Below are 25,825 nucleotides of genomic sequence, written 5' to 3'. Positions count from 1 at the left end.
TCATGTGCTCTAGCAGATCGTAAGCGCACGCATATTAATGGAGGCCCTATGAGCATCCCTGACCTTCGCGCGGAGCACCGGCGCGCGGCCGAAGCCACCATCGAGGTCGTGTCGCGCCTCACCCATGACGACCTGTCGCGGCCGACTCCGTGCGCCGCCTGGAATCTGGGCGACCTGCTCGCGCACATGATCGTCCAGAACCACGGCTTCGCGGCGGCTGCGGAGGGAGGTGGCGCCGACCCGGCGATCTGGAAAGTCGGTCCGCTCGGCGCCGACCCGGTGGCCGACCACACGGCCGCCACCGAGCACGTCATGACGGCGTTCGCGGCGGACGGCGTGTTGGACCGTCCGTTCCTCCTCGCGGAGCTGACCGACCAGCCCCTCCCCGCGACCCAGGCGATCAGCTTCCACTTCGTCGACTGTGTGGTGCACGGCTGGGACGTCGCACGCTCGGTGGGGCAACCATGGAAGCTCGACGCCGACCTTCTCCACGCCGCCCTGCCGGTCGCCGAAGCAGTGCCGGACAGCGACTTTCGCACGCTGCCTGGAGCGTCGTTCCGTCCCCGGCTGCCGTCGACTCCCGCGGATGACCCGCTCGATCGGATCCTGCGGCTGCTCGGACGCTCGCCCGCGTGGCCCAGCGAGGCCCCTACGCCCGGCCTCTGAGCCGCGCGGCCTGGGGGTCAGATAGCGGTGTTCGGAGATGTTCGTCGTCCGACCGGCAGCGTCGCGATGGGTGTTTCCGTTGCCAATTGTTCGTACGCGGTGTCGGCGGCTGTGGGGACGTGCTGGCCGACGAGCCTGACCAGCAGGTCGGGAACCTTGGCCGCTCCCACCACGTGCTCGACCGCAGCCGCCTCGATCGCCGCTCGGGGCATCGAGGCGTGCAGGGTCTCCTCGGGGTCCTGCGCGATCGCCACGCCACCTCGCTGTCGCAGTGCGACGGTGCCGGCCGATTCTCACCGGTGGCGGGCCGGTGCATGACCGCCAGGACGGAGGCGGCGAAGGTGACCGGCAGGCCCGACAGCATGGCCTGCACCGCCACTACGCCGCCGGCGGAAGCGCCGACGACGACAACATCGCGTCTGGGCATGTCCTTCTCCGCTCATGACGACTCTGGGCCCGGCCCAGCACACCCGCGGTCCGAGGCCAGGTGGGCTCCCACCGCTCAACCGCTCAGCGGCGGGTACGGCCCGCGACAGCGCGCCAGACGAGCAGGACGAGAACGGAGCCGATGATCGCCGTCAGCCAGGACGAGAGGTCCCAGAACTCATCGACGGGGCTGGTGTTGAACAGCACCCCGGCAAGGAATCCACCGAGCAGGGCGCCGGCGACGCCGATGAGGAGGGTGACGATCAAACCGCCGGGGTCGTTGCCTGGCAGGAGGAACTTGGCTATCGCTCCACAGATCAGTCCGAGGATGAGGAAGGCGATGATGCCCATGATGTGTGGCGCCCTTCGTTTCTCGTGGCCGACGATCGGCCATCGCGGTCCGGGCTGTACTACCCGCTCGCACCACTCGAAACCGCAGCGATTCCCAGGCACAGGTGACAGTGGGGCGTCAGGGATTCACCCAGGCGTGCGGATCCTCGGCGTCCGGGTCGGCGAGAAGGTAGGCGGCCGCGGCGGGTTGCGCGGGCCCGGAATCCTCCGCAACCTCGCGGAAGACAAGAACCCGGACGCGTGCGCCTTCATCCGGTGGGTAGTCGGACGGATCATCGAAGACGGTGACCCGTCCTCCGCCGGCAAGGTCGCTGGGATGGTCGATGATCCAGTCCTCGAGGATCGCGCGCGCGATGTCGGCGCTGGCGCGGTCCCCGACGGTCCGGTCCTGCGCGGTGGAGCTGGTCCGCCATTCGTCCTTGTCGAAGAGGTCGATCTGGTACGTGTAAGGCTCTGCCATAGATGAGAAACGTATCCGGCGGACGGCGGTCGATAAAGCCCGCGTCGTTACGGATACCGGACGCGAAGCCGGGTAGCCAGCGGGACACGGTCAGGCAGGTCCCTCGTGGTGGATGCGTCCCGCCATCTCGCCGAGCCGCCCGCCGGTGCCACCCCACCTGGCCGCGATGATCTCAGCGCCGATGCTCACCGCGGTCTCTTCCGGCGTACGCGCCCCGAGGTCGAGTCCGATCGGTGACGCGAGCTTCGCAAGCTCCTCAGTCGTCAGGCCGGCCTCCTTCAACCGTGCGATCCGGTCGTCATGCGTACGCCGGGAACCCATCGCACCGACATAGGCCAGCGGCATCCGCAACGCCACCTCGAGCACCGGGACGTCGAACTTCGGATCGTGGGTGAGTACGCAGACGACGCTGCGTTCGTCGATCCGGCCGGCCGCCCGTTCGCCGGTGAGATACCGGTGCGGCCACTCGACCACGACCTCGTCGGCCTCGGGGAACCGGCGGCTCGTGGCGAATACCGGACGGGCGTCGCACACGGTCACCCGATAGCCCAGGAAGGCGCCGACCCGGGCGACGGCGGCGGCGAAGTCGATCGCCCCGAACACGATCATGCGCGGAGGCGGAGAGTACGAAGCGACGAAGAGCGTGAGGTCGTCGCCCCGGCGTTCGCCGTCGTGGCCGTAGTGCAGCGCGGCGCTCCGCCCGGACGCGAGAAGGCCTCGGACATCATCGGTCGCGGCGGCGTCGAGGCGCGGTGAACCCAGGGTTCCCGCCACCCGGTCGGTCCACACCACGAGGTGCCGCCCGACGCGATCGCCCGGAGGGGCACTGGCGCGCGCACCGGTGCCGGTGGCTGCGGTGGCGCCAGTAGCCGCGCTGGGACCTGCACCAGCGCAGGCGTCGCCGACAGTGGTGACCGTCGCGACCGGCTCGCCCGAACGGATCGACGCTGACACGTCGCCCAGCTCCGGGAAGTTCGCCCGGTCGACCCGCTCGATGTAGACGTCGAGGATCCCACCGCAGGTCAGCCCGACCGCGAACGCGTCGTCGTCACTCACGCCGTACCGCTCGAGGCTGGGTCGGCCGGTGTCGACCGCGCGCCGGGCCGCCTCGTAGACCGCGCCCTCGACGCACCCGCCGGAGACGCTGCCGACGACGGAGCCGTCCGGGCCGACCAGCATCGCCGCCCCCACAGGACGGGGTGCCGAGCGCCAGGTCGCGACCACGGTGCCCATGCCGGCGGCTTCGTCCGCCTCCCACCAGCGAACGAGATCGTCGAGCACCTCACGCATGCGTGATCACTCCCACCTGCGCCTCCGTCGCGCGACACTCGTGCGCAGCAGCACATTGATCGAGCTGCGACCCACGCGAGGTGCGGTGCTGCTGGTCGCCTTGATGGTACGCAGCGGGGCAGGTCCACCAGACTGTGCCCATGCGTGCTGACCGGCTGCTCCGCATCGTCTTCCGGCTGCAGGGCCGGGGCCTCGTGTCGGCGTCGACGCTGGCTCAGGAGCTGGAGGTCTCGACGCGCACCATCCGCCGCGACATGGAGGCACTGTCGGCCGCCGGCATACCGGTCTACTCGACCCGTGGCGGTGCCGGCGGGTGGGCTCTGGTGGACGACTACCGGACCAGCCTGACCGGCCTGTCCACGACCGAGGCGCTGGCCATGATCGTCGGTCAGCCGCGCGGAATCCTCGCCGATCTCGGCCTCGACGATCCCGGCGACGGTCTGATTCTCAAGCTGCTGGCGGCGGTCGCGCCGGCCGCCCGTGAGCATGCCGAGCACGCCCGGCAGCGCATCCACGTCGAGCTGGGCGGGTACTGGGGTCCCGTCCCTGGCGACCCGCCGCCCGTGCTGCCTCGACTGTTGCAGGCGATCTGGGACGACCGCGTCATCAAGATCCGGTACGGCACAGCCGTCGGCACCGTGCAGGTCGCGCCGTACGGCCTGGTCCGCAAGGGCGCGCACTGGTACCTCGTCGGGCAGCGGGACGACAAGCTCCGGACCTACCGCGTCTCCCGGATGCGCGACCTGACGGTGACAGACGTCCCGTTCACCCGACCGGCCGAGTTCGACCTCGTGACGTTCTGGCGGCAGTCGCAGGACGCCTACGCCAAGTTGCTTCCGTCCTACCCGGTCCGGCTCCGGCTCCGTGACCACGCGCGGATCCGGGCAGGTTGGGCGTTCGCTCGCACCCGGTCGCTGTCGCCGCCTGATGCCGACGGGTGGGTGGAAGCCGAGTTCGACACCGAAGACTGGGAAGGTGCGGTGGGGTTGGTGCGGTCGTTGGGTGGCGACGTGGTGGTGGTCGAACCGGAACGGCTACGTCGTCAGGTGATCGCCGACGCCCACCGGTTGATCGAGCTCAACTGAGTGCTGAAGGTAGCCGTGGAGGGCACTGGTGGCGTGCATCGTCTGCTGGCTGGCGCGTTGGACGGAGCGGCGGCGTTGCTCGAGGGCGGCCAGGGCTTGCGCCGGCCGGCTGGTGGCGAGGTCGTCGAGAACGGACCGGATGCCATCGAAGCGATAGCCGGCGGCACGCAGGAGCGCGACGATCTGGACGCGTTGCATCTGTTCGTGGTCGTAGTAGCGGCTGCGCGTCGTGCCGTCACGGGTCGGCTGTAGAAGTCCTTGCTCTTCCCAGAAGCGCAACGCGGAAGGGCGTACGCCGGCAAGTTGGGCTGCGGCACCGATGCGTACCACCCGGCCGGCCGTGACGCGGGGAACGCGGGTCTGGGTGCGCGAGATGCGTTCGATGGTGCGCAGGGTCTCGTCGATCTGGGCACGTTGACGGTGGAGTTCGGCGTGGCATGCGTCGGCGACGGCGAGCGCGGCGGCACTGTCGCCGGCATGGACAGCGCGCATGACCTGAAGCGCCCGCTGCCAGCCGTACCCCGCGATCAGGCACCGTGCCACCCGCAGTGCTTCCACGTGAACGTCGGTGTAGCGGCGGTAGCCGGTGGGACTGCGATCCGCCGCGGGGAGGAAGCCCACCTGTTCGTACGTGCGCACCAGCGACGGGCTGATCCCGACTGTGCGGCCCAGGTCGACTGGCCGCAGCGCCTTCACGTGGGTCTTTAACCGCGGTTGCAAGGTTCTGGCCCTTTCAGGCGTGATCCAGAGCTGAGAAGACCGGTCAACCTTTCAACGGGCTGGAGCCACATACGGTAACTCCCATGATGGCTGGAAAGACAGAGTGTGGGACATCCGATCCGGTCGTGGCGGTGGATGGGCTGGGGATGACCTACCGGGTCCCGGTACGGCCGGCCGGGCTCGCGGCTGCGTTCCGTGCGCTGTGGCGGCGGGAGTACCGGCAGATCGAAGCGGTGGCCGATGTGACGTTCCACCTTGCAGCCGGCGAGGTCGTCGGGTTCATCGGGCCCAATGGCGCCGGCAAGACCACGACCATGAAGATCCTCTCCGGCATCCTGCACCCGACCGCGGGGGAGGCGAAGGTGCTGGGATTCGCGCCGATGCGACGCCAGCACGAGTTCCTCACCCAGATCGCGCTGGTACGAGGAAGCCAGCCGATCGCTGGACCCACGGAACTGACCGTCCTGGACAACTTCAGCTACCGGCGTCTGTTGTACGACATCGCCCCCGCCCAGTTCCGCTCCCACGTCGAGGAACTGACGGACATGCTCGACCTGGAGCCACTCCTGCCGCGACAGGTGCGGGCCCTGAGCCTCGGGGAGCGGATGCGCGCCGGGCTGGCAGTGGCACTTCTGCACCGACCCCGTGTGCTCTTCCTGGACGAGCCCACCATCGGCCTGGACGCCTCCGCGGCAGTGGCGTTCCGCCGCTACATCGCCGATTACGCCTCCCAGACCGGCGCCACCGTGCTCCTCACCAGTCACTACATGGCCGAGGTCGAGGCCCTGTGTCCACGGGTGGTGTTGATCGACCAGGGACGGCTGCGTTATGACGGCAGGCTGGCCGCATTGGCCGCGCGGCTGTCGCCGTACAAGCTGCTGCGAGTGACCACCGGCGACGACTCGGCGTCGGTGTCCTGGGATGACTATGGAGAGCGCGACGACTCCGACCCGAGCCAGGTGACGCTTCGCGTTCCTCGGGAAGACGCGCCCCGGATCACCAGTCGGCTCCTCGCCGAGGTTCCTGTCATCGATCTCACCGTGGCGGACCCGCCGCTGGAAACCATGATGGACCGGTTCTACCGGGCCGGTGTGGCATGAGCAGGATGGTGCGGCTGGTGGGCCTCGCGATCTGGCGTAGCACTCTGACCCAGTGGAGTTGGCGGTCGTCGGTGATCACCTGGGTGATCGGCCAGGCGGTCACGCCCGTGCTCGGTCTGTTCATCTGGTCGGCTGCCCTGCCAGGCGACTCGGCAGTCTCCACCTACTACGTCCTGCTGCTCGCGGTCCAACTGATGACGGTCTCCTACGAACACCACACCCTGTCCAACGGCATCTACGACGGTGGTCTCGGCGACAACCTCGTCCAGCCGCAGCCCGTCGTCATCGACTACCTCGGCACCAACATCGGTCTGCGGTTCTGGCACCTGATCTTCGGCGTCCCCCTCATCGTGGTCGCGGGAGCCGTCGCCGGTGTCCGGCTCGACCCGGTGGGGATCGCGGTGGCGCTGCCCGCACTCCTGGTCGCCGCCGCGCTGCGGTTCCTTTTCACGTACACACTCGCGCTGTCGGCGCTGTGGACCGAACGCGCACATGGCGTGGTCGGGCTCGGCGAGACCCTGATCTTCCTGCTCGGCGGCACGGCCGCGCCCCTGGGGTTCCTGCCCGAGCCGTTCCGGGTGGTCGGGCAGGCTCTTCCGTTCTGGTCGATGCTCGGCATGCCCGCCGAGATCGCGGCGGGGACCCTGCGCGGGACCGAGCTCGTGCAGGCGTACGGCGTTCAGCTGGGCTGGCTGATCGCCCTCGCCGGGTTGACCGTGGCCGTCTGGCGGTCCGGCCTGCGCCGCTTCACCGCGGTAGGCGCGTAGGAGGAGGAGACGACCATGCTCAAACTGATCCGGCTCTTCGGGACCTTGTTCTCGCTGTCGTTGCGTCGCCAGATCGCCTTTCGCGCCGACCTCGTCTTCGAGGTCGTCCTCACCGTGGTTGCGCTCGCTTCCGCACTCGCTGCCCTCGCCATGATCTACACCCGTACGAACACACTCGGCGGCTGGCATCCCGGTGAGGCGATCGCCCTCCTCGGCACGTTCCAGATCGTCAGCGGGCTCCGCGCGGCATTCGTCGAGCCCAACCTGCAGTGGTTCGGCAACCACGTCAAGGACGGCCGATTCGATGCGCTTCTGACCCAACCCGCGCCCGCGATCTTCCTCGCAGGTCTCAGCAGCTGTGCGCCGCTGGCACTTGCCCAGGTGGGGCTCGGCGGTGTCGTCGTCGCGTACGGCGTCCACCACGCAGGTATCACCGTCACGCCGGTCGGGGTGGCCACCTGGCTGGTCCTGCTTCTCGCCGCGACCGCGGTCATGTGGGCGACCCGTACCATTCTCGCCGCCACCGTGTTCTGGGCGCTGGGCCTGAGCCTCGACGCCGTCTACGACGCTGTCTGGCAGTTCGCCCGCTATCCCGTCGACGTCTACCGCCGACCGTTGCGGCTGCTGCTCACCTATGTGCTACCCGTCGCGTTCCTCGCGACCGTCCCGTCGGGAGCTCTCCTGAACGGCGGAGAACTCCTCGTCGTCCTCATGGCCGTCGGCGTCGCCGTCGCCAGCTGTCTTCTCGCCCATCTCGTCTGGCGAGCCGGACTACGCTGCTACACGAGCGCCACCAGCTGAGCAGCGGAAGGGGATCCCGCGTGGACACGTGCGTCTTCTGCAAGGTGGTCGACCGCGAGGCACCAGCAAGCGTCATCTATGACGATGAGGCGACCCTGGCCTTCATGGACCTCCGCCAGCCGACCTGGCCTGAGGGAGTCCACGCGCTGGTCGTGCCGAAGCAGCATGTCGAGCAGGTCGACGAGTTGGAGCCAGAGCTTGCCGGCCTCCTCATGGCGACCGTTGTCAAGGTCGCGCGATCGGTGCGACGTTGCTTCGCGCCGGACGGCATGAGCATCTGGTCATCGAACGGGCCCGCCGCGTTTCAGGAAGTTCCTCATGTGCACATGCACGTCCTGACCCGCACGCACGAGGACGGCCTTCTACGTGTCTACGCCGAACGACCGCCTCACCCGCCGACGGTGGACCTGGACGAGGTGGCCGCGACCATTCGCACTGACCTCGCATGACGCATGAGGCAACGACGGCTCGGGATTCTTGTTCCCCTGCCGGACACCGAGCCGAGGTCGTCGGCAGGCGACGCCATCGCGGTGAGGAGTGTGCGCCGGATGCCCTGCCACGACTCGGGCGATCAGGAGGTGGCGAGGTCGATGGCGCGGGCGATTGCCTTCCGAGCTGCGGCTTTGTCGGCCCGTGGACCTAGCCCACACGCCGAGGCGACGTCCACCTGGTGGCCGAAAGCCGATTCCACCAGTGCGAGCACCCGCCGCTGCTCGTCGAGCGGTTGATACTCGTGCGCGATTCCCGCGATCAGACGTGTCTTGGGCGGGAGCGTGAGGCGGCGCAGATGCTCGTAGTAGGCCTTGTGGAGAGGGGGACTCGGGCCATCGGCCATCGGGATGTGGACGAATTCCAGTTCCCGCCCTGCCGGCCAGCGTTCGACGATGCCGTTGGCCAGGTCGACCATGGACGTGGTGGAGCGAGGTCTGGCCCCCGGTTTGCTGTGCAGGCTGCCAAAGCACAGGTGAACGCCGAGCCGCGATCCGGATGGAGTCATGACGGCGAGGTCGGTGACTGCTGTGGCAGCGATGGCGACGACAATCCGCCGAAGGCCCGGTGGCATTTTGGCCGCCAGGAGAGTCTCGGCAGGTATCTCCAGCTGGAAGACCACGTCGCCGGCCAGCTCGTGGATCCGGGAGATCTCGCGGCCGGTGGCCTCGACGACCGGCCGATAGTAGGGCCAGATTCTCCCGGCTGAGTCGCCGGTGCGCTGGTAAAACTGCAGGGCGCGGTGATTGAAGGCGATGAAGGAAAAACTCAGCGGACTGGGCACGCTCACCTGGAACCGCAGGTCCGACCTGTCGTATTCGGCGCTGATCTCTTTGAAGGCCAGTAACCCCTCCTGAGTTTCCTTGAAATATCCCAGATAATCATCGAGCGGCGCGTCCCGCAGCGATCGGCCTCGGCGGAGCCGATACGTGGGACGCGCCGTCAGGGTCGACCAGTCGCCTCTGGTCACGTACTCCAGTGCGGGATGCGTCGCCAGTCCGTCGACCATCGGCGCCACGTACAGGCCGCGGCGGCGGGTCTCGCCACTCGGCAGCAAGCCGCGCAGGTGCGGCCCGGCGTTGTCGAGGAAGAAGCGCATGCCTTCGTCGACCGTCGCTGTGTCCGGGGGCAGGCTGCCCACCAGATGGACCGCACGGGTCAGCTCCATGAGGAAAGTCCTTCACTCGTCCGTGACGCGTGGACCGGAGCGGTGATGGTCGGCGCGTTGCTGGCTGAGGGTTGTCTTCGTCCACGCAGGCGTCAGGTGTCAGCAGCGGGACAGACCCGGGCAGTCGATGCCGTCCTGCGGGAGGTAGGCAGCGGATGGTAGCCAGGTGCTCAGGACCTGGTCGCGGGGTCGGCCGTCGACCCGCGGGGCCACCAGTCGGTCGGTCGCACCCGAGTCACCCGCGAGGTAGCGGTCGAACCACGCCCGCGTGTAGTACGCGAACACCTCGAGCTCGGCCTCGCTGCCGGTCGCGGGAAGTCCGAGGTCAATCTGGCCGGGACCGGCCTGCTGCGCGAAGTCCATGTGCTCGGCGTCGCGAATGGGGACCAACATCGAGGCAACGCCGGCGGCACGCCACGGTTCGAAGCCCGCCCACCGCTGATACTCGGGGTCCCCGGTGAGGCAGAACGGGCGACCACCGTCGGAGTTCAGACTCATCGCCGGCGCCCGAGGCGAGACGTCCCGGGCAGCAAGGTTGAGCAACGCCTTGCAGGGATCCAGGGTCAGCGCCGGGTACCGCCGCGCGAAGAGCATGTCCCAGGCGACAATGGCGCGGATGCGACGGTCCACCTCTTGTGCGGAGCTGACCGCGGAGCCGCCGAGGGAATGCCCTGCCGCGCCCATCCGGCGGGAATCGACCCGACTGGCGAACGGATTGTCCGGTGAGGTGAGGTAGTCCAGTCCGCTCCGGACCGCGTCGACGCGGGCGGTCTGGCTGCCGAGCACGGATTCGGGAAACAGGTTGTCGAGGTCACCGCAGTTGAGAAGGCCGTCACGACAGGCCGGGTGCGCGAGCAGGTCTGACCGCCCGACACCCTGCGGGTCGATGGTGATCGCGACGTACCCATGGCCGGCGAGGTCGCGAGCTGCCCACTGGAACTCGTTCTGCGTCGACAGTCCGGCTGGGACAATCACCACCGCCGGCAGGCGTTCACTCCCTGGCTCAGCTGGAGCGAAGACGGTCGCGAACAGGCACGACCCGGTGCCGCGCGAGGGAATGTAGACCTCTCTGCTCTGCCACGCACCCTGCCAGTCGTACGCGGCCCGCGGCGTGTCCACCCCGGGCAGTGGCGGAATGCTGAGCCCCGCGCAGGTGGAACCGCTGTCTGCGGCACCTACATCTTTGGGTGCGGCGCTGGCCGGCATCGCCATGACCGCCGTCGATGCCAGGATCGTCGCCGCAAGCAGCGCGACCGGGCGTATGCAACGTCGCACGATCTCTTCCTCCACGGTGGTGTCACGCCTGAGGGTCGTACGTTGAGGCACACCCGTTCCGTCACCACGAACGCCCGGACGGATCGGGCTGAGCGGCTGATCGGCTTGTGAACGGCCGCGGTCCGGCGTTCATGATCACGGCATCCTAACGGTGGACTATGATGACGGCCAGTTCTCGGACCGAAGGCAAGGACACTCGGTGTGCCGCGATTGCCGCGATGGCAATGGCCGTCGAGGCGACCGAGCTGAACGGCTCCACCTGGACCGGTGTCGACTGATGCTTCCCCCGACGGAGATCTCGATGAGCGACACAGAAGGATCCCTGACGCCGACGCCTGCCGGCGTCTACGACGCCGCTCTCGGCGGTACGGCGAACACCGCGGCCGACCGGGCGGTTGTCGAGCGTGCCAAGGAGGCAATGCCCGACGTGATCCTGGCGGCCTGGGCCAACCGTGGATTCCTGCAGCGGGCGGTCAGGCGGATGGCGCACGAGTTGGGGATCCGGCAGTTCCTCGATCTCGGGTCCGGCATGCCGACTCAGCGCAACACCCACGAGGTGGTCGCCGAGGCCAGGCCGGACGGCCGGGTGGTCTACGTCGACGTGAATCAGGCCGTGGTCGCCCGTTCACGCGAGATCCTCGCCGGGGCGAGTGACACGACCGCGATCCAGGGTGACATTCGGCAACCCGAGGCGATCCTGGCGCACGAGGAGACCAGGCGTTTGATCGACTTCACCCAGCCCGTCGGCGTCCTGGCCGTTGCCGTGACGCACTTCCTGCCCGACGAAGACGATCCGTGGGGGCTGATCGCCCACTTCATGGACGCTGTTCCGGCCGGATCCTACCTCGCCCTGTCCGCCGTCACCTCCGACTACCAGGAGGAGACCTGGCGCAAGACGCTGCAGCAGGCTGGTCCGAGTTACGACGCCTACCCGCGGACCCGCGCAGAAGTGGAGCGGTTCTTCAAGGGGTTGGAGATCCAGCCACCGTACGAAGGCGCCGATCCGGCCGTAGTCCACATCGGCCTGTGGGGGGCCGAGGACCCTGAGGTGGCCGACGACGACAGCTCTCGGCTGGCCTACGCCGCGCTGGCCCGCAAGCGGTAGCGGGCCGTCGCCTCCGCAGGAGGGGGACAGGTCACGGTCACGACGGGGACGTCCTCGGTTCCGGAGAGTGTTCCGGACGACAGCTGAACCCCTGACCGTCGTTCGCGCTTCCGCGCAGAGGAATCGACGCTGCACCGTGCTCCGCGAGCCCCTACGCGACCCCCTCGCGTGACCGCAAGCGGCTGTTGACATGCCCAACCGCGACATTAGCGTGACAGGCGCTCGTCCATCGGCTGGGAGCACGCCTGGCATTTCCGTTCCGGTGGAACCTTGTCTTCGGTGATTCGCACGTGTCGGGAGGGTGACGTGCCCAGTGTCAACCGGCGTCATGTGTTGGGCTTCGGACTGGCCGGGGTCGGGGCGGTGGCGTTGGGTGGTGCACCGGCTTCGGCGGCGGTGTCGACCGCTCCTGACAGCGCGCGCGAACCGTTGCTGGTCTATGACCTTGCCGGGCTGCACGACCTCGACCTCGCTGATCCGACGCAGGCCAGACAGGCATACGACGAACTCCATTTCGTCGCCACCCTGCAGGGAATCGTCAACCGTTCCCACCCACGGCTCTGGGTCCACTTCCTCAACCACAACGAGTTCGGCGACATCGACATCGACGCGTACTGGCTCGACGTGTTGCAGGAGCGAGGTGGGTTGCTGGACGGACGAGAGATCCGGCAGGTAGCGAGCCTGGACGAACTCGTGTCCACGTTCCGGCCGTTGCTGCGCGGTGCGGTGGTGTGGGATCCGGCGGTGCCGGCCACGTCGAACGTCGCCTCGACCGTGGCGGGTGCGCGTGATGTCGTGGCGATCCGCTACGACCGCACGGAGGGATCGCTCTTCCAGCGGTATGTCGACGGGTCCGGAAAGCTCCGGCTGCCGGTCCAGGAGTGGCTCATCCGACCGGATGGTTCGCCCCTCTTCACCGGTCAGGGAACGATTCCAGACACCGACCGCGCCACCACCCGTAGCCCGAAGTGTGACGCGTACCTGTGGGCGGTCGAGCAGTACCTGCGCTCAGGCGAATCCGTACCGGAGTTCGCGTACTACCTCGATGCGTACTGGCTGAACGATCCCAAGGGCCAGCTGCCCCAGGCATTGTTGACCAACCACGACTACCTGGTTTCCCGGCGCGGATTCTTCTTTGACCTGCTGCCGTGGGACGACGAGACGCCGGTGGACGACCGAGCCCAGGAGGTGGGCACCGACCAGCGCACGTTGGAGGAGATCCTCCGCGTGGGTCATCAGCGGTCCGGCGGCACGTTCGTCCCCGTGCACGGATTCGTTCCTTGGCAGTACAAGTACACGAGCGTCGGGAACGCTGGCGGACATGACCCGGTCCCGACGGAGTGGCGATTCGTCCAGGTCATCTCGGCGTTCAATGCCTATGCCGACGCTGACGCGGAGACCCTCGACGGCATGGCCAATGCGTCGGTGTTTCGGCATGCGCGGCTTCGGTCGCACTATCCGCAAGGCCCCAGGCCGACGGCTGATGAGCTTCGGGCCCGAGGATTTCTCGATGCCGATGGTGGGGTGGTCCCGCGCCGCTACGTGATGCTCTACGTCGGCGACTACGACTCGGCGGCCTGGATCTATCAGACCACGCCCTACCTGTGGGACGATCCGGCGCGGGGGAGCGTGCCGTTGAACTGGGCGTTCAACCCCAATCTCGCCGCCCGCATGCCGGTGGCCATGGACCGTGTTCGCCGTACCGCGACCGAAAAGGACATGTTCATCGCCGGAGACTCCGGCGCGGGGTACATCAATCCAGGCATGCTGACCGAGCCGAGAGAGTTCTCCGGTCTCCGGTCCGGTGTCGCGGCGTGGCGTGAGCACTGCCGCGCGCACTATCAGCGGTGGGATCTCTCCGTGACCGGGTTCATCATCGACGGTTTCGCGCCGCCGATGGACGAGGCCACGCTGCAGGCGTACGCCGACTTCTCGCCGGACGGCTTCGCCGCCCAGAAGGTGCCGCCGCTCGGACTCGTGGGCGAGACGCCGTACGTCCGGATGAGGGGTGACCTGCCCCGTGGAACCGTGGCCGAGGGGGCGGCGGCATTCCGGGGTTACCTCGACGGTGACGTCGCCGCGCCGCCGTACGTTCCTGAGTTCCACAGCATGCGCACCATCCTCATGTCGCCGAGCTGGCATCGGGACGTGGTGGCCGCGGTCCGGGCCGAGATCCCTGAGGCAGGTGTGGAGGTGGTCGACGCACACACCTTCTACGCGCTCGTGCGCCACTATCTGCTCGACCAGGTGCTTGTGACCCCGCTGCTCACCGTCGCCGCCCGCGAGGGTGGTGCGTCGACATTCCTCTTCGAGGCGACGAGTTACGTACGCACGCCGGTCACGGCGACGCTCTCCCTCGAGCTCCCCGCAGCATGGAGTGTCGAGCCGGACGAGCGCGAGTTCTCCGTCGGGCCGGGCGAGACGGTACGCGTCTCCGTCGAGGTCACGGTGCCGCCCGACACGCCTCTGGGCACGCACACCGTGACGGCAGTGCTCCGGTACGAAGGGCAGACGAGGCGGAGGACGTTTGTCACGACGGTCGTCGAGCGGTCTTACGCCGACGCAGCGGAGGTCGACGTCGTGCTCGGACAGCAGAACCAGCCACGAGGGCTGGACCTGGTGGAGCAGGCCGACGGGCAGACGACCCCTGACACCGTGGCGGAACGCGAGTGCCGACGGCCGCTCTTCACCCAGTGGGAATCGTCGTACTTCTATCTGCGGGTCGACGACACGTTTCTGTTCGACGCCCGGGACACCTCCGCGTTCGTCACGGTGGAGTACTTCGACGCACCCGACCTGTCGTTCAGCCTCCACTACGACTCGAACGATCCCACGGGCGCGGTCGAAGGCGCCTACACCGACGGCGGCGCCAGGCAGACGGCTGGTACCAACGCGTGGGTGAGCACGACGTTCGAGCTGCCCGACGTACGGTTCGCCAACCGGCAGAACGGTGGAACAGACCTGCGACTCGCGACCACGGACGATCTGTGCGTGGCGCGCGTCGCCGTCTCGCGGACCCGCCCGGACCAGCCGTGAAGGCGGAGGCACACGTGCGCCGACGACGTGGCCCGGTGGTCCTGCTGGTCGCTGTCCTGCTCGCGGTCGCGGCACCGGCAAGCGGGGAGTCGCGCCGCTGAATTCGCTTGCCGGCCAGGGACCCGTCTGCGAGTGTGGCGCCGGTGTCCCTCGTGCAGGAAGCCGCGACCCAGACCGCCCAGCGCCCCCTCGTGCGGGCGGCTGGGCTGGTCAAGGAGTTCCGCCGAGCCAAGCGGATCGCCGGCCGACTGGGCGGGCTCCGCACCTTCCTCAGCCGCGAGCATGACGTGATTCGGGCCGTCGACGACGTCTCGTTCGACATCGGCAACGGCGAACTGGTCGGCTATCTGGGGCCCAACGGTGCCGGGAAGTCGACGACGATCAAGATGCTCACCGGGATTCTCACGCCCACCGGCGGCACGGTCTCGGTCGCGGGCAAGGACCCGTCGCGCGAACGCAAGGCGAACGCGCTCAACATCGGCGTCGTGTTCGGTCAGCGCAGCCAGCTGTGGTGGGACCTGCCGCTGCGGGAGTCGTTCCGCGCGGTGCGGGACCTCTATGGCGTACCCCTGCGGGAGGGCGACCAGAGGCAGCGCGAGCTCGTGGAACTGCTCGACATGGAGGACTTCCTCGACGCGCCGGTTCGTCAACTCTCGCTGGGACAGCGGATGCGCGGTGATCTGGCCGCGGCCATGCTTTACCAACCGCGACTGCTCTTCCTCGACGAGCCGACGGTTGGGCTGGACCTCGTCGCGAAGCAGCGTATCCGCGAGTTCGTCGCGCACGAGAACGCCGAGCGTGGCACCACGGTCGTCCTCACGACCCACGATCTGGAGGACGTGGAGCAGCTGTGCCGGCGGATCGTCCTCATCGACCATGGCCGGGTGCTCTACGACGGCGCACTCAGCGAGCTCATGGCGCAGTACGCGCCGCACCGCGATCTCGTCGTCACGCTGGCCGAGCCGGCGGACGTCACGGTGGCCGGCGCGGAGCAGGTCGGGCGGGAAGGGCCGGTCGTGACGTTGCGCTTCCGCTCCGACCAGGTGAGGGCGCCGGAAGTCATCGCGACGGTCACGGCGGCGCACGCGGTCGTCGACCTGTCCGTGGTCGAGCCGCGACTCGAGGCGGTCATCGGCCGCATCTACACCCAGCGCGGTCTGCCGGTGGGCCCGGGATGAACGCACTGCGGCCGCTGCTGAGCCAGGCACGGATCGGCATGCTCACGCCATGGGCCTATCGGGCGTCGATGCTCCTGTCGTTTCTCGTCCTCGCCCTCCAGATCGCCCTCTACAGCGTGGTGTGGCGCGCGATCTACTCAGGCCATGACGGCCCGGTCGCCGGGGCGGACGTGCAGACGGCGGTCGGGTACGCAGTGCTGGGGCTCACCGTCGCCGGCGTGCTCGACACGTCGCCGTACTGGTCGATCGAGTCCCGCGTGCGAAGCGGCCTGATCGGGGTCGACCTCACCCGCCCGATCGGCCTGCTGACGCAGAACCTCGCGGTCCAGACGGGGCAGGTCGTCGGCGCGTTGCCGACCGTCGCGATCGGGCTCGGCACGGGCCTGATCGTGGGCGGGCTCGCGCCCCCTGCGAGCGCCGGTGCCGGGGCGGGGTTCGCGGTGAGTCTGCTGCTCGCGTTCGGCGTCTCGCAGTTGATCACGCTGCTGCTGTCCCTGACGTCGTTCTGGACGCTGGAGGTGGGCGGCGTGGGCATGGCGTTCTTCGTCGTACGGACGTTCATGTCGGGTGCGGTGCTGCCGCTGTGGTTCATGCCCGGCTGGCTCCAGGTGCTCGCCGGCGTTCTACCGTTCCAGGCGGCGACGTACACGCCACTCTCGGTCTACTTCGGCCGGCCGCCTGGCGGTCTCGCTGTGGCGCTCGGCGTACAGGCGCTGTGGATCGTCGTGCTGGGCGCGCTCTGCGCGTGGCTGTGGTCGCGGGCGCGGCATCGGGTGGTCGTTCAGGGTGGCTGACCTCGCTGACTTCGCCAAGCCCCCGTCGGCGTTGCGGCAGTACGCCGTGCTGGTGCGCATCGGTCTGGCATCGGCGGTGCAGTACCGCGCGGACTTCGCGATGACCGCGGTCGGGGCGATCTGCTACGAGGCGGTGTCCCTGGCGTTCGTCGGTGTGATCGTCTACGCGTTCGGCAGCATCGGCGGGTGGAGCTTCGTCGAAGTCGCCTTCGTGTACGGGATCCGATCGATGGGGCACGCACTGCACGGGGTGCTCTCCGGGCAGCTGTGGGCGACGGACCATGTGGTGCGGGAGGGGGAGTTCGACCGCTACCTGCTGCGGCCGGTCAATCCGCTGATTCAGCTGCTGACGCGGCGATTCCAGGTCACGGCGGTGGGCGACCTCGTGTTCGGCCTCGTCGTCCTTTCGGTCACGGCAGTGGCCGCGCCGGTGGTGTGGTCGGTCGGGTCGGTCGCGTTCTTCGTCGCCGCCGTGGTCGGCAGTGCCTTCGTCGAGTCCGCTGTCATGCTGGCGATCGCGTCGTTGACGTTCCGGCTCCTCGTCAGCTCGCCCATCCTGCAGATGGCGGACACGGTGTTCGTCACGTTCGGGCCGTACCCGCTGAGCGTGCTGCCGCGGAGCGTCGCGTACCTGCTGACGTTCGTGTTGCCACTGGCGTACGCGGCGTTCTTCCCGGCTGCGGTGCTGCTGCACCGGACGAGTGAGTTGTTCGTGCCGACCTGGGTTGCCGTCGCGTCACCCGCGATCGGTCTGTTGCTGTACGTCGCCGCTGTGGGGCTCTTCCATCGGCAGATGCGCCACTACTCCAGCCCGGGGCACTAGGTGCACCTGGCCCGGGACGCTATCGGCAGGTTGCGTCAGTCAGGTCGCGCATCACCTGGTATTGGATCGAGGGGTCGGACTTACACAACCACTCCACGGCTACGCTCGCTTCCATGACGATCGTGACTGCGGCCATCGCCAAGGACCTGGCCCCGACGGGCCCCCTGCGGGCCGCGATCAACCTGGGTAACCCGGTGCTGGCCCAGGGCACGCCCGCAGCGCCGACTGGTGTGACGGTCGACATCGCGCGCGAGGTCGGTGCGCGCCTCGCCCTCCAGGTGGAGCTCATCTGCTTCGACGCGGCGCGGAAGTCCTACGGCGCGATGGCCGCAGGGCATGCCGACCTCTGCTTCCTGGCCGTCGAGCCCGCACGCGAAGCCGAGGTTGCGTTCACCGCGCCGTACGTCGTGATCGACGGCGTGTTCGCCGTCCGCCTGGACTCGGACATCACCGCGGTCGCTGACGTCGACCGTCCGGGCGTGCGGATCGGCGTGAAGCGTGGGTCTGCGTACGACCTGTTCCTCTCCCGGACCCTTCAGCACGCGAGCGTTGTGCGCGGACTGGAGGGAGTCGACGAGTTCCGCGCCCAGGGCCTGGAGGTGGCGGCCGGAATCCGGCAGCCGGTGGCCGACTTCGTGGCGAGCCACGACGACGTCCGACTCATCGAGGATCCGTTCATGCAGATCCAGCAGGCGGTGGGTACGACCACGACGCGTCGGCCCGAGACCGTCCGGTTCCTCCGGGACCTGGTCGAGGAACTGAAAGCCGACGGGTTCGTCGCCGAAGCTCTCCGGCGCGCGGATCAAGCCGACGCCACGGTCGCCCCGCTCGCGCCGGAATGGCGGACGTAGCCCCTCAGCGGGACGACGACTCCACGCCGCCGGCTACAACCGGCGATCGAGACCCTGGAAGCGGTACTGCATCACGTGATAGATGCTGTTGTCGCCGGTGTTCCACTGGCTGACCGTGAGGTGCAGGTCGTCGAGTGTCGACCCGGGTATGACGTAGCTGCCGTACAGCTGCGCGACGTGATTGGTGTCCTGGTTGCCCCAACCCGACCCGTGGAGGAGGGTGACCCGCTCGGTCTGCCGCAGGTCCTGGGTGGGATGGTCGAGCACCATGGCGTCGATCCGGTAGTGAGGGCCGTCGAACCAGGTGAACACCCAGCGCTTGCCGAGCTTGCGCAGCGACATCTCGCCGATGATGTCGTCGACTACCGTGTCCGGCCCGGCGCCCCATCGCCAGGTGTCGCCGTCGCGGCCCCACGGCTCCCACGCGTCGGGGTTGGTGAGGTCCTGAGGACGTACGCGATGCAGGATCATCGGGCTCTCGCGCAGGAACTCGGCGGTGTAGACGTACACCCAGCCGTCGTCGCCGAGTTCCCAGGTGCACAGGTTCCACATCTTGTCGTACGCATCGCCGGGGAACCGGGCGCCCGAGTCCTGCCAGGTCGCCCCGTTGTCGGTCGAGGTCCAGATGCCGCTCCAGATCACGTTGCCGAAGCCCTGGTTGACCACGGCGTGGAGGTAGATCGTGTCGCCTATCGTGATCACGTCCGAGGGGATGATCGTGGAGATCTCCTCGCCGTGCTCATACGGGATGAGCTGCGCGGCGGGGACTCCACCGACCGCGCCGGAGAAGGTCACCCCTCGCTCGAGTACGCGGGTCTTTGACCACAGGGCGGTCGGGGAGCGCCAGTTGTCTCCCCAGTTCTTGCCGCTGAAGCTGTCACCGAAGACGTACAGCGACCGGCCGTCGGGGCAGCGGGTCACGCAGCCGAGGTCGACCCAGTCCAGTCCGAACTTCCCGGTGATGTCGGGGCCGGTGAGGTTCTTGACCTTGGTGATCTTGATCCCGTCCGCATAGACCGGCGGATACTCCATTGGGTCGGCCGCGGCCGGGGACCAGGCACCACCGGCAATGCCGGTGCCGATCGCACCGGCGGTGCCCCCGAGTAGAAGTCGACGCGAAATGCTCGAGAGTGGACGGTCAGACGATGGCATCGGGTGGGACATGTGTTCGCTCACTTCCTTGCGGTAGAAAACGATTTCCCAGATCCTCCGACCGGAACTTTAGCGGATTTTGTCGACCACGTCGGCTACGGCGACGCTGTTCGTTCGGGAGGGCGCCCGACCGGTGCATGCGAACCTCTCCACGCCATCGCGAACGTCTGCAGCCGGTAGGAAGGTGTGGGGTGTCGCATGCCTTCATGCGGCCGACACCCCACGACCGCGGTGCCTACCTGGTCTTGGAGATGAACCCGAGGCTGCCGTCGACGTGCCAGCCTTGTTGCCTGAGTTGCCTCGCCAGCGTCCTGTTCGTGACGCGCCACGAGCCGTTGCGGGAAACCCGGAAGATCTGGAACCTCGATGATCCGGCCGTCTTCGACACATGGCCGACCACGCCCTCGTAGACGAACTTGCCCGAGCTGGCCAACCGGTGGCGCTCGGTCGGCGAGGCCGTGATGATGTAGGAGCTCTTCGCCTTGTAACGCAGCCGGTAGAGCTTCAGCACGCCGGCAGCGGACTTCACCCGGACGTAGCCGAGGTTGCGGTCTGTCTTGCGGAATCCGTTCGAAACCGCCCGGCGAACCTCGGTGGGGTTCGCCGAGTAGAAGAATCCCTTGCGGCCGGGTGTCACGAGCTCGTGGAGCTTGCTCCGCGTTGCGGCGCTCGCGGTCACGCCAGCCGCCTCCGAGCCGGACCGAGGCTCCTCCGCCGCATTGGCGATGCTGGGAGTGATCAGTCCTACCGCGAGGAGCGCGAGCGCGCCGCCGAGCAGCCGGATCCGTTTACTCATATGTGGTCTCCCTTGGCTTTGCTGTCTTCGCCCTCTCACCGGGCATGGTGAACACGACGCTGGTCGCCGGACCCAGGTCCTGCACCAGGCAGAGGCAGCGAACCAGCAAGGGCTGTCACTTCCATGCCATCGGGATGTCGCCAGAGATGCGGAGCCCTTGAGAGATGCGGAGCCCCTGAGGGCGGGAGGCCGCGCGGTGGGATCGGCCGTGCGGGAGTTCGGCGCGGGTAAGGGGAGGGGCACAGGGCAGATGCCCCACGGATTCTTCCCGGACGTGCTGTCGATTTCGGCCGGCCCCGTTCGCCGCCATTGGTGAGGGCGTCACCACCGGCGCCGAACGTACGAGCGAAGGAAGCGACATGCGGAAACTGATGGTGACCACGTTCATGTCCCTGGACGGTGTCGTGCAGGCGCCTGGCGGCAGCGACGAGGACCGCGACGGCGGGTTCGAGCACGGCGGCTGGGCGGTCCCCCACATCGACCAGCGGTTCCTCGAGCAGGTGCCCTCGGTGACCGGCAGGGCCGGCGCGCTCCTGCTCGGGCGCAGGACCTACGACATCTTCGCCGCCACCTGGCCCCTGGCCGGGACGGAGGACCCGATCGGCGCGAGGATGAACAGCCTGCCCAAGTACGTGGCGTCACGGACTCTCGACACCGTGTCGTGGCAGAACTCGACCCTGCTCACCGGGGATGTCCCGGAGGCGGTCGGCAAGCTCAAGCAAGGCGAGGGCGGCGAGATCCAGGTCCACGGCAGCGGCGGGCTGATCCAGACCCTGCTCCGGCACGACCTCATCGACGAGTTCCACCTGCTGGTCCTCCCGGTCCTCCTCGGCTCCGGCAAGCGGCTCTTCGCGGAGGGGACCGTCCCGGCCGGCCTCAAGCTGGTCGAGAACGCGACATTGAGCACCGGTGTCGTCGTCAGCACGTACGTGCGCGAGGGCACGGTCGAGTACGGTGCGTTAGGCCCGGAGACCGGTAACTGGTGAGCATCCGAGGCGATTGGACAGAACAGGACGAAGCCATGCCGCAGTACGCGATTCTGATCTACGAGCAGGAAACTCCCGGAGGCGTCGCCGACATCCCGCCCGAAGTGATGGAAGCCAACATGGCCGCCGGGGAGAAGATCGCCGCGATGGGCGCGCGCATCGTCTACGAACCGGCGCTGCAGCCCAACTCCACCACCCGGACGATCCACAAGGACGGCCTGGTCACGGACGGTCCGTTCCTGGAGAGCAAGGAGGTGCTCGCCGGGTGGTTCGTCGTGGAGGCAGCCGACCTCGAGCAGGCGATCGCCATCGGGAAGCTGCTCCCGATCATGGCGGGCGCCGTCGAGGTGCGGCCGCTGCTCGGGGAGTGACAAGTGCTCGCGGTGGGTCAGGTGCTCGCGGTGTGACAGGTGCTCGCGGTGTGACAGGTGCTCGCGGTGGGTCAGGTGCTCGCGGTGGGTCAGGTGCTCGCGGTGGGTCAGGTGCTCGCAGCGAGACAGCAAACCAGCAGGCGGTCCGTCAGGCGGTCGCCGACGCGCACCGTCGCGAGTGGGCCACCGTGCTCGCCGCGACGGTCCGCGTCGCCCGCGACCTCGACCTGGCGCAGGACTGCGTCCAGGACGCGTACGCCGCCGCGCTCGACGCGTGGGCGCGTGACGGCGTACCCGCGAGGCCGGGCGCCTGGTTGACCACGGCGGCGAGGCACAACGCGCTCGACATCCTCCGCCGCGCGAGCACGCTGCGATCGAAGCTGCACCTGCTGGTGGAGCCGACGCCGACCGACGCCGACCCTCCGGCCGACCCCGCGGCCGACCGGGCGCTGCCCGACGACCGCCTACGGCTGGTGTTCCTGTGCTGCCACCCGGCTCTGGCTACCGAGGCGCAGGTGGCGCTCACGCTGCGGCTGGTGTGCGGCGTGACGACCCCTGACATCGCGGCGGCGTTCCTGGTCTCCGAGGCCACCATGGCGGCCAGAATCACCCGGGCGAAGAAGAAGATCACCTCGGCGGGGATCCCGTTCCGGATTCCCGCTCCCGACGCGCTGCCGGAACGGTTGGACGCAGCCCTCACGACGATCCACCTGCTCTTCACCACCGGGCACACCGCGCCGACGGGGCCCGCGCTGACCAGGAACGACTTCGCCGACCGCGCGCTGGACCTGGCCCGCCTGCTGCGCGACCTGATGCCGGCCGAGCGCGAGGTCCAGGGACTCCTCGCGCTGCTGTTGGCCAACCACGCCCGCCGCGCCACCCGCACCAACCCCGAAGGGCGCCTGCTCCTGCTGGAGGAACAGGACCGGTCGGCCTGGGACTCCGACGCGATCGCCGAGGCGCACGACCTGGTTCACGGCGCGCTTCGCGGTGGCAGTCCCGGCCGGTTCGCCCTGCAGGCCGCGATCGCGGCGCTGCACGCGACCGCCCCGACCTACAGCGACACGGACTGGGCCCAGATCCTGGTGCTCTACGACGAGTTGTCGCACATCTGGCCGTCGCCGGTGGTCGCGCTCAACCGGGCCGTGGCGGTCGCGATGGTGAGGGGCCCGGAGGCGGCACTGGCCGAGATCGAGGCTCTGCAGCACGAGCCGCGACTTGCGGCCTACCACTACCTGCCGGCCGTCAAGGCCGACCTGCTGCGTCGCCTGGGTCGGAACGCCGACGCCGCGGCGGCGTACGAACGCGCGATCACCTTGGCCGACAACGACGCCGAACGCGCGTTCCTCGCAAGCCGGCTCGCCGAGACGGATCCCGGCCAGACCGGCCGGGCCATCCGTCCTGACTAGCTGCTGGCACTGGAGTAGGACCGGAGCCCGTACCGCCACTGCGCGCGGACGAGTGCCACCGCGACCACGGTGAGTCCGAGACCCCCCGCGACCGGCAGCCACCCGAGGTCGCCTTGGAGGGCCTGCGCCGGGAACGTCGACGCGAACGCGACCGGGAACGCGAAGGTAAGGAACGCGCGCACCCCGATCGGGAAGAACACCAGCGGATACCGACCCGAATCGACCAGGTTGAGATAGATGAACGCGATGGCGTTCACCGACTGCAGCCAGAATGCGAGGAACGACAGTGCGCTCCACACGCAGGCGAGCAGCACCAGGCCGCAGGTAGCGAGCACAATCGCCTGGAGGATCTCGAGGGCGTTCGGAGTCGCTCCCGAGAGGACGAGGCCGAGCACGAGCACCAGACAACCGTTGAGGACGTTGCCGAGTTCGGCGACATTGATCCACCGCACCGTCAGGTAGAACTGGCTCGACACCGGGCGGAGGAGCACGCCGTCGAGCTCGCCGTCGGTGATGTAGGTCGTCATCCGGTTGAGGTTGGGTGCCACGAACGTCGCTATCAGGCTGGTGACGATCTGGAACATGCCGACGAGCGTGATCACCTCGGCTTGTGACCAACCGCGCACGTCGTCGGTGTAGCCGTACAGCAGGAGGATCGGAACGATCCCGAGCCCGAGCTGTACGACTCCGACGGCCAAGGTGGTCACGAAGTGCGCCCGGTAGTGGGTTTCGCGGACGACGGCCCGCGCGAAGAATCCCCGCCAGATCCGCAGGTGGCGCCATTGCCGGTGCAGCCAGTTCCGGTCGAGCGGTCGTCGCTCGTCGGCATACGTTCGGTTGGCGCTCATGCGCCCACCGCCGAGTACGCACGGATGCCGCTCGACCAGACGAGGCGGGCGACCACTCCGAACGCGAGCACGTAGGCGAGCTGAATGCCCAGGCCCGCAAGGAGGTCGGTACCAGAGAGATTGCCAGCCACGACCTCGACCGGGAACGACACCGTGTAGCGGAACGGCTGGTTGTCGATGAATCCGCGCGACCAGTCGGGCATCAGGGCGAGTGGCACGATCGAGCCGGACAGCACGTTGGCGATGAGCATCCGCGCCTGCGCGATCGCCAGCACGTCGTCCATCCAGAACGCGAGGGAGCCGATCATGATGTCGATCGTGAACACCAGGACGGCCCCGAGCACAAGACTGACCGCGAACAGCGCCCACCGACCAGGACCGGCAGGGATGTTCATCGAATCCCGGAAGACCCACCACAGCACCCCGATCATCGGCGCGAGGGCGAAGAGCTTCATGATCTTCTCGGAGACGTTGTTGGCGACGAAGCCGAGGAGCAACGAGGCCGGCCGAACCATCCAGGTGGAGAGTCTGCCGAGCCGGATGTCGCTCGCCAGGAACCCGGTGAGCCACGAGGAGGTCGCCATCGTGACGAAGCTCAGCAGCACGAAGTAGGTCGTGACGTACCGCTCGTCAACCGGGAGTTGCGCGCCGTTCGCGATTGCTGTTCGCCAGATGAGCAACGAGATGATCGGCACGCTGATGTTGGCGGCCATGAAGATGAGCCACGCGCCGCGGTACACAGAGGCTTGCACGATGTTGGCGGCGGTCATCCTTCGCAGGACGCGGAGATTGCGCAGCAGCGTTGTCATGAGGGACCCCGCCACGTGCTGCGACGGAGGAACAGGTCGCGCATGATCTCCTCGATGTCGGCGTCCGTGACATCGAGATCGACCAGTGGACCGATCCGGGTCAGCTGCTCCAGGACTTCGCCGGCACGCTCACGTTCGACCTCCAGCTTGACCACCTGGTCGGTGCCGTCGACCGCGGTGACGCCGGCGAGATCGGCCAGTCGGCTGCCGTCGACGGCGTGCGCGTACGTCGCCTGGACCAGCTTGCGCGGCCGCGCGGCTCGGACGAGTTCGTCGAGGCCACCGTCGTACTGAAGCCGCCCGTGGTCGATGATCATCACTCGCGAGCAGAGCGCCTCGATGTCGTCCATGTCGTGGCTGGTCACGAGGATCGTCGTGCCGCGCAGCTTGTTGACCTCGGTGAGGAACGTGCGTACGCGGGCCTTCGCCACGACGTCGAGACCGATCGTCGGCTCGTCGAGGAACAGGATCTCCGGCCCGTGCACGAGTGCCGCCATCAGCTCGAGCTTCATCCGTTCGCCGAGGGAGGTCTTGCGGACTTGGACGTTCAGTAGGTCCTGGACCTCGAGCAACTCGGCGAGCTCGGTCACGTTGCGGTCGAACTCGGCCGTGGACAGGCCGTACATGTCCTTGTGCAGAAGCAGGCTCTCCATGGCGGGGACGTCCCACCAGAGCATGGTCTTCTGGCCCATGACGAGTGCGATCCGGCGCAGGTAGTCGTGCTTGCGGTCCGACGGCGTGTAGCCGAGCACGTCCAGGTCACCGGACGTCGTGTAGAGGAGCCCGGAGAGCATCTTCAGCGTGGTGGTCTTGCCGGCGCCGTTCGGGCCCAGCAGCCCGACAACCTCGCCGCGGTTGATGGTGAAGGTGATCTTGTCGACGGCGAGGCGCGTCTCGTAGGTGCGGCGGAGCAGGCTCTTCGCCGCACGCGCCAGTCCGGCGCCCTGCTGATGGAACTTGTAGGTCTTGGTGAGCTCAGCTACCGCGATGACAGGAGGCTGATCGAAGCAAGCTTGAACGGATGTCACGTGTGAGCACCGCTCTCGAGGACAGGTGATGGTTCGGACCG

The 25,825-nt window shown here is 68.2% G+C and carries 26 protein-coding genes and 2 pseudogenes; 15 read left to right on the top strand and 13 right to left on the bottom strand.

Annotated features, from left to right (window positions below; translation table 11 throughout):
- The first annotated feature begins 48 nt into the window (after positions 1-48).
- A complete protein-coding gene (locus ABN034_RS11955; protein WP_349691069.1) occupies positions 49-666 on the top strand; it encodes a TIGR03086 family metal-binding protein in 618 nt (205 codons plus the stop codon).
- A gap of 17 nt (positions 667-683) precedes the next feature.
- Here ABN034_RS11955 and ABN034_RS11950 read toward each other — a convergent pair.
- The 5 genes and pseudogenes from ABN034_RS11950 to ABN034_RS11935 all read right to left on the bottom strand — a co-directional run.
- Positions 684-941: pseudogene (locus tag ABN034_RS11950) on the bottom strand (chemotaxis protein CheB); the annotation flags it as partial.
- Between the two features lie 32 nt (positions 942-973).
- A pseudogene (locus tag ABN034_RS34350) lies at positions 974-1,093 on the bottom strand (chemotaxis protein CheB); the annotation flags it as partial.
- A gap of 83 nt (positions 1,094-1,176) precedes the next feature.
- A complete protein-coding gene (locus ABN034_RS11945; protein WP_349691068.1) occupies positions 1,177-1,443 on the bottom strand; it encodes a GlsB/YeaQ/YmgE family stress response membrane protein in 267 nt (88 codons plus the stop codon).
- 118 nt (positions 1,444-1,561) lie between these two features.
- Complete coding sequence (locus ABN034_RS11940) at positions 1,562-1,903, bottom strand: hypothetical protein (protein WP_349691067.1); 342 nt, start codon at positions 1,901-1,903, stop codon at positions 1,562-1,564.
- A 90-nt stretch (positions 1,904-1,993) separates the two neighbouring features.
- A complete protein-coding gene (locus tag ABN034_RS11935) occupies positions 1,994-3,193 on the bottom strand; it encodes an XdhC family protein (RefSeq protein ID WP_349691066.1) in 1,200 nt (399 codons plus the stop codon).
- A gap of 140 nt (positions 3,194-3,333) precedes the next feature.
- On the opposite strand from ABN034_RS11935, the gene ABN034_RS11930 reads away from it, so the two are divergent.
- Positions 3,334-4,278, top strand: a complete 945-nt coding sequence (locus tag ABN034_RS11930; protein ID WP_349691065.1) for a helix-turn-helix transcriptional regulator — start codon at positions 3,334-3,336, stop codon at positions 4,276-4,278.
- On the opposite strand, the gene ABN034_RS11925 is transcribed toward ABN034_RS11930, so the two are convergent.
- Complete coding sequence (locus ABN034_RS11925) at positions 4,228-4,974, bottom strand: MerR family transcriptional regulator (RefSeq protein ID WP_349691064.1); 747 nt, start codon at positions 4,972-4,974, stop codon at positions 4,228-4,230. The two genes, ABN034_RS11930 and ABN034_RS11925, sit on opposite strands and share 51 nt — an antisense overlap.
- Before the next feature lie 107 nt (positions 4,975-5,081).
- On the opposite strand from ABN034_RS11925, the gene ABN034_RS11920 reads away from it, so the two are divergent.
- From ABN034_RS11920 to ABN034_RS11905, 4 genes are read left to right on the top strand one after another with little or no spacing between them, the layout of a single operon-like run.
- Positions 5,082-6,098 (top strand): ABC transporter ATP-binding protein, encoded by a 1,017-nt coding sequence (locus ABN034_RS11920; RefSeq protein ID WP_349691063.1) that lies wholly within the window; start codon positions 5,082-5,084, stop codon positions 6,096-6,098.
- A complete protein-coding gene (locus ABN034_RS11915) occupies positions 6,095-6,865 on the top strand; it encodes an ABC-2 family transporter protein (protein WP_349691062.1) in 771 nt (256 codons plus the stop codon). The genes ABN034_RS11920 and ABN034_RS11915 overlap by 4 nt, the downstream gene beginning before the upstream one ends.
- 15 nt (positions 6,866-6,880) lie before the next feature.
- Positions 6,881-7,666, top strand: coding sequence for an ABC transporter permease (locus tag ABN034_RS11910; RefSeq protein WP_349691061.1), 786 nt, complete (start codon positions 6,881-6,883; stop codon positions 7,664-7,666).
- Between the two features lie 20 nt (positions 7,667-7,686).
- Positions 7,687-8,115 (top strand): HIT family protein, encoded by a 429-nt coding sequence (locus ABN034_RS11905; RefSeq protein ID WP_349691060.1) that lies wholly within the window; start codon positions 7,687-7,689, stop codon positions 8,113-8,115.
- A gap of 122 nt (positions 8,116-8,237) precedes the next feature.
- Here the strand turns inward: ABN034_RS11905 and ABN034_RS11900 are convergent, their stop codons facing one another.
- Entirely contained in the window at positions 8,238-9,254 is a 1,017-nt protein-coding gene (locus tag ABN034_RS11900; protein WP_349691059.1) for a hypothetical protein, read from the bottom strand.
- 168 nt (positions 9,255-9,422) lie between these two features.
- On the bottom strand, positions 9,423-10,598 hold the full coding sequence (locus ABN034_RS11895; protein WP_349691058.1) for an alpha/beta hydrolase: 1,176 nt from the start codon (positions 10,596-10,598) through the stop codon (positions 9,423-9,425).
- A 301-nt stretch (positions 10,599-10,899) separates the two neighbouring features.
- On the opposite strand from ABN034_RS11895, the gene ABN034_RS11890 reads away from it, so the two are divergent.
- From ABN034_RS11890 to ABN034_RS11865, 6 genes are all read left to right on the top strand, one after another.
- Entirely contained in the window at positions 10,900-11,703 is an 804-nt protein-coding gene (locus ABN034_RS11890) for an SAM-dependent methyltransferase (protein ID WP_349691057.1), read from the top strand.
- A gap of 306 nt (positions 11,704-12,009) precedes the next feature.
- Positions 12,010-14,739, top strand: coding sequence for an NEW3 domain-containing protein (locus tag ABN034_RS11885; protein WP_349691056.1), 2,730 nt, complete (start codon positions 12,010-12,012; stop codon positions 14,737-14,739).
- 143 nt (positions 14,740-14,882) lie between these two features.
- Positions 14,883-15,917, top strand: a complete 1,035-nt coding sequence (locus ABN034_RS11880; RefSeq protein ID WP_349691055.1) for an ABC transporter ATP-binding protein — start codon at positions 14,883-14,885, stop codon at positions 15,915-15,917.
- On the top strand, positions 15,914-16,711 hold the full coding sequence (locus ABN034_RS11875) for an ABC transporter permease (RefSeq protein WP_349691054.1): 798 nt from the start codon (positions 15,914-15,916) through the stop codon (positions 16,709-16,711). The genes ABN034_RS11880 and ABN034_RS11875 overlap by 4 nt, the downstream gene beginning before the upstream one ends.
- Positions 16,704-17,534, top strand: coding sequence for an ABC transporter permease (locus ABN034_RS11870; protein ID WP_349691053.1), 831 nt, complete (start codon positions 16,704-16,706; stop codon positions 17,532-17,534). Before ABN034_RS11875 ends, ABN034_RS11870 begins: the two co-directional genes overlap by 8 nt.
- Before the next feature lie 113 nt (positions 17,535-17,647).
- On the top strand, positions 17,648-18,385 hold the full coding sequence (locus ABN034_RS11865) for a transporter substrate-binding domain-containing protein (RefSeq protein ID WP_349691052.1): 738 nt from the start codon (positions 17,648-17,650) through the stop codon (positions 18,383-18,385).
- Between the two features lie 33 nt (positions 18,386-18,418).
- On the opposite strand, the gene ABN034_RS11860 is transcribed toward ABN034_RS11865, so the two are convergent.
- Together ABN034_RS11860 and ABN034_RS11855 are read right to left on the bottom strand one after the other, a co-directional pair.
- Positions 18,419-19,417, bottom strand: a complete 999-nt coding sequence (locus ABN034_RS11860; protein WP_349691051.1) for a glycoside hydrolase family 183 protein — start codon at positions 19,415-19,417, stop codon at positions 18,419-18,421.
- A 355-nt stretch (positions 19,418-19,772) separates the two neighbouring features.
- Positions 19,773-20,333, bottom strand: a complete 561-nt coding sequence (locus tag ABN034_RS11855) for a hypothetical protein (RefSeq protein WP_349327481.1) — start codon at positions 20,331-20,333, stop codon at positions 19,773-19,775.
- A 359-nt stretch (positions 20,334-20,692) separates the two neighbouring features.
- Between ABN034_RS11855 and ABN034_RS11850 the strand changes: the two genes are divergently transcribed.
- Genes ABN034_RS11850 through ABN034_RS11840 form a run of 3 tightly spaced genes read left to right on the top strand, consistent with a single transcriptional unit; the run spans position 20,693 to position 23,099 of the window.
- Positions 20,693-21,319, top strand: coding sequence for a dihydrofolate reductase family protein (locus tag ABN034_RS11850; protein WP_349691050.1), 627 nt, complete (start codon positions 20,693-20,695; stop codon positions 21,317-21,319).
- A gap of 35 nt (positions 21,320-21,354) precedes the next feature.
- The gene (locus ABN034_RS11845) at positions 21,355-21,690 is read left to right on the top strand and encodes a YciI family protein (RefSeq protein WP_349691049.1); all 336 of its coding nucleotides are present in this window, start codon (positions 21,355-21,357) and stop codon (positions 21,688-21,690) included.
- Between the two features lie 50 nt (positions 21,691-21,740).
- Complete coding sequence (locus ABN034_RS11840) at positions 21,741-23,099, top strand: RNA polymerase sigma factor (RefSeq protein ID WP_349691048.1); 1,359 nt, start codon at positions 21,741-21,743, stop codon at positions 23,097-23,099.
- Here the strand turns inward: ABN034_RS11840 and ABN034_RS11835 are convergent.
- From ABN034_RS11835 to ABN034_RS11825, 3 genes are read right to left on the bottom strand one after another with little or no spacing between them, the layout of a single operon-like run.
- Entirely contained in the window at positions 23,096-23,947 is an 852-nt protein-coding gene (locus tag ABN034_RS11835) for an ABC transporter permease (protein ID WP_349691047.1), read from the bottom strand. The two genes, ABN034_RS11840 and ABN034_RS11835, sit on opposite strands and share 4 nt — an antisense overlap.
- The gene (locus tag ABN034_RS11830) at positions 23,944-24,756 is read right to left on the bottom strand and encodes an ABC transporter permease (RefSeq protein WP_349691046.1); all 813 of its coding nucleotides are present in this window, start codon (positions 24,754-24,756) and stop codon (positions 23,944-23,946) included. Before ABN034_RS11830 ends, ABN034_RS11835 begins: the two co-directional genes overlap by 4 nt.
- The gene (locus tag ABN034_RS11825) at positions 24,753-25,784 is read right to left on the bottom strand and encodes an ABC transporter ATP-binding protein (protein WP_349691045.1); all 1,032 of its coding nucleotides are present in this window, start codon (positions 25,782-25,784) and stop codon (positions 24,753-24,755) included. Before ABN034_RS11825 ends, ABN034_RS11830 begins: the two co-directional genes overlap by 4 nt.
- Positions 25,785-25,825: the final 41 nt, after the last annotated feature.

Source organism: Actinopolymorpha sp. B11F2, assembly GCF_040195635.1.
Classification (GTDB): Bacteria; Actinomycetota; Actinomycetes; order Propionibacteriales; family Actinopolymorphaceae; genus Thermasporomyces.
This window is presented reverse-complemented; position numbering and strand designations above follow the sequence as displayed.

Bases quoted from the DNA above. Each gene is read 5' to 3' on its own strand.
- ABN034_RS11830 (WP_349691046.1), bottom strand. From the start codon at position 24,756: ATGACAACGCTGCTGCGCAATCTCCGCGTCCTGCGAAGGATGACCGCC.
- ABN034_RS11900 (WP_349691059.1), bottom strand. From the start codon at position 9,254: ATGCGCTTCTTCCTCGACAACGCCGGGCCGCACCTGCGCGGCTTGCTG.
- ABN034_RS11915 (WP_349691062.1), top strand. From the start codon at position 6,095: ATGAGCAGGATGGTGCGGCTGGTGGGCCTCGCGATCTGGCGTAGCACT.
- ABN034_RS11940 (WP_349691067.1), bottom strand. From the start codon at position 1,903: ATGGCAGAGCCTTACACGTACCAGATCGACCTCTTCGACAAGGACGAA.
- ABN034_RS11890 (WP_349691057.1), top strand. From the start codon at position 10,900: ATGAGCGACACAGAAGGATCCCTGACGCCGACGCCTGCCGGCGTCTAC.
- ABN034_RS11920 (WP_349691063.1), top strand. From the start codon at position 5,082: ATGATGGCTGGAAAGACAGAGTGTGGGACATCCGATCCGGTCGTGGCG.
- ABN034_RS11955 (WP_349691069.1), top strand. From the start codon at position 49: ATGAGCATCCCTGACCTTCGCGCGGAGCACCGGCGCGCGGCCGAAGCC.
- ABN034_RS11865 (WP_349691052.1), top strand. From the start codon at position 17,648: ATGACGATCGTGACTGCGGCCATCGCCAAGGACCTGGCCCCGACGGGC.
- ABN034_RS11860 (WP_349691051.1), bottom strand. From the start codon at position 19,417: ATGGAGTATCCGCCGGTCTATGCGGACGGGATCAAGATCACCAAGGTC.
- ABN034_RS11850 (WP_349691050.1), top strand. From the start codon at position 20,693: ATGCGGAAACTGATGGTGACCACGTTCATGTCCCTGGACGGTGTCGTG.
- ABN034_RS11835 (WP_349691047.1), bottom strand. From the start codon at position 23,947: ATGAGCGCCAACCGAACGTATGCCGACGAGCGACGACCGCTCGACCGG.
- ABN034_RS11855 (WP_349327481.1), bottom strand. From the start codon at position 20,333: ATGAGTAAACGGATCCGGCTGCTCGGCGGCGCGCTCGCGCTCCTCGCG.
- ABN034_RS11845 (WP_349691049.1), top strand. From the start codon at position 21,355: ATGCCGCAGTACGCGATTCTGATCTACGAGCAGGAAACTCCCGGAGGC.
- ABN034_RS11875 (WP_349691054.1), top strand. From the start codon at position 15,914: ATGAACGCACTGCGGCCGCTGCTGAGCCAGGCACGGATCGGCATGCTC.
- ABN034_RS11930 (WP_349691065.1), top strand. From the start codon at position 3,334: ATGCGTGCTGACCGGCTGCTCCGCATCGTCTTCCGGCTGCAGGGCCGG.
- ABN034_RS11935 (WP_349691066.1), bottom strand. From the start codon at position 3,193: ATGCGTGAGGTGCTCGACGATCTCGTTCGCTGGTGGGAGGCGGACGAA.
- ABN034_RS11945 (WP_349691068.1), bottom strand. From the start codon at position 1,443: ATGGGCATCATCGCCTTCCTCATCCTCGGACTGATCTGTGGAGCGATA.
- ABN034_RS11910 (WP_349691061.1), top strand. From the start codon at position 6,881: ATGCTCAAACTGATCCGGCTCTTCGGGACCTTGTTCTCGCTGTCGTTG.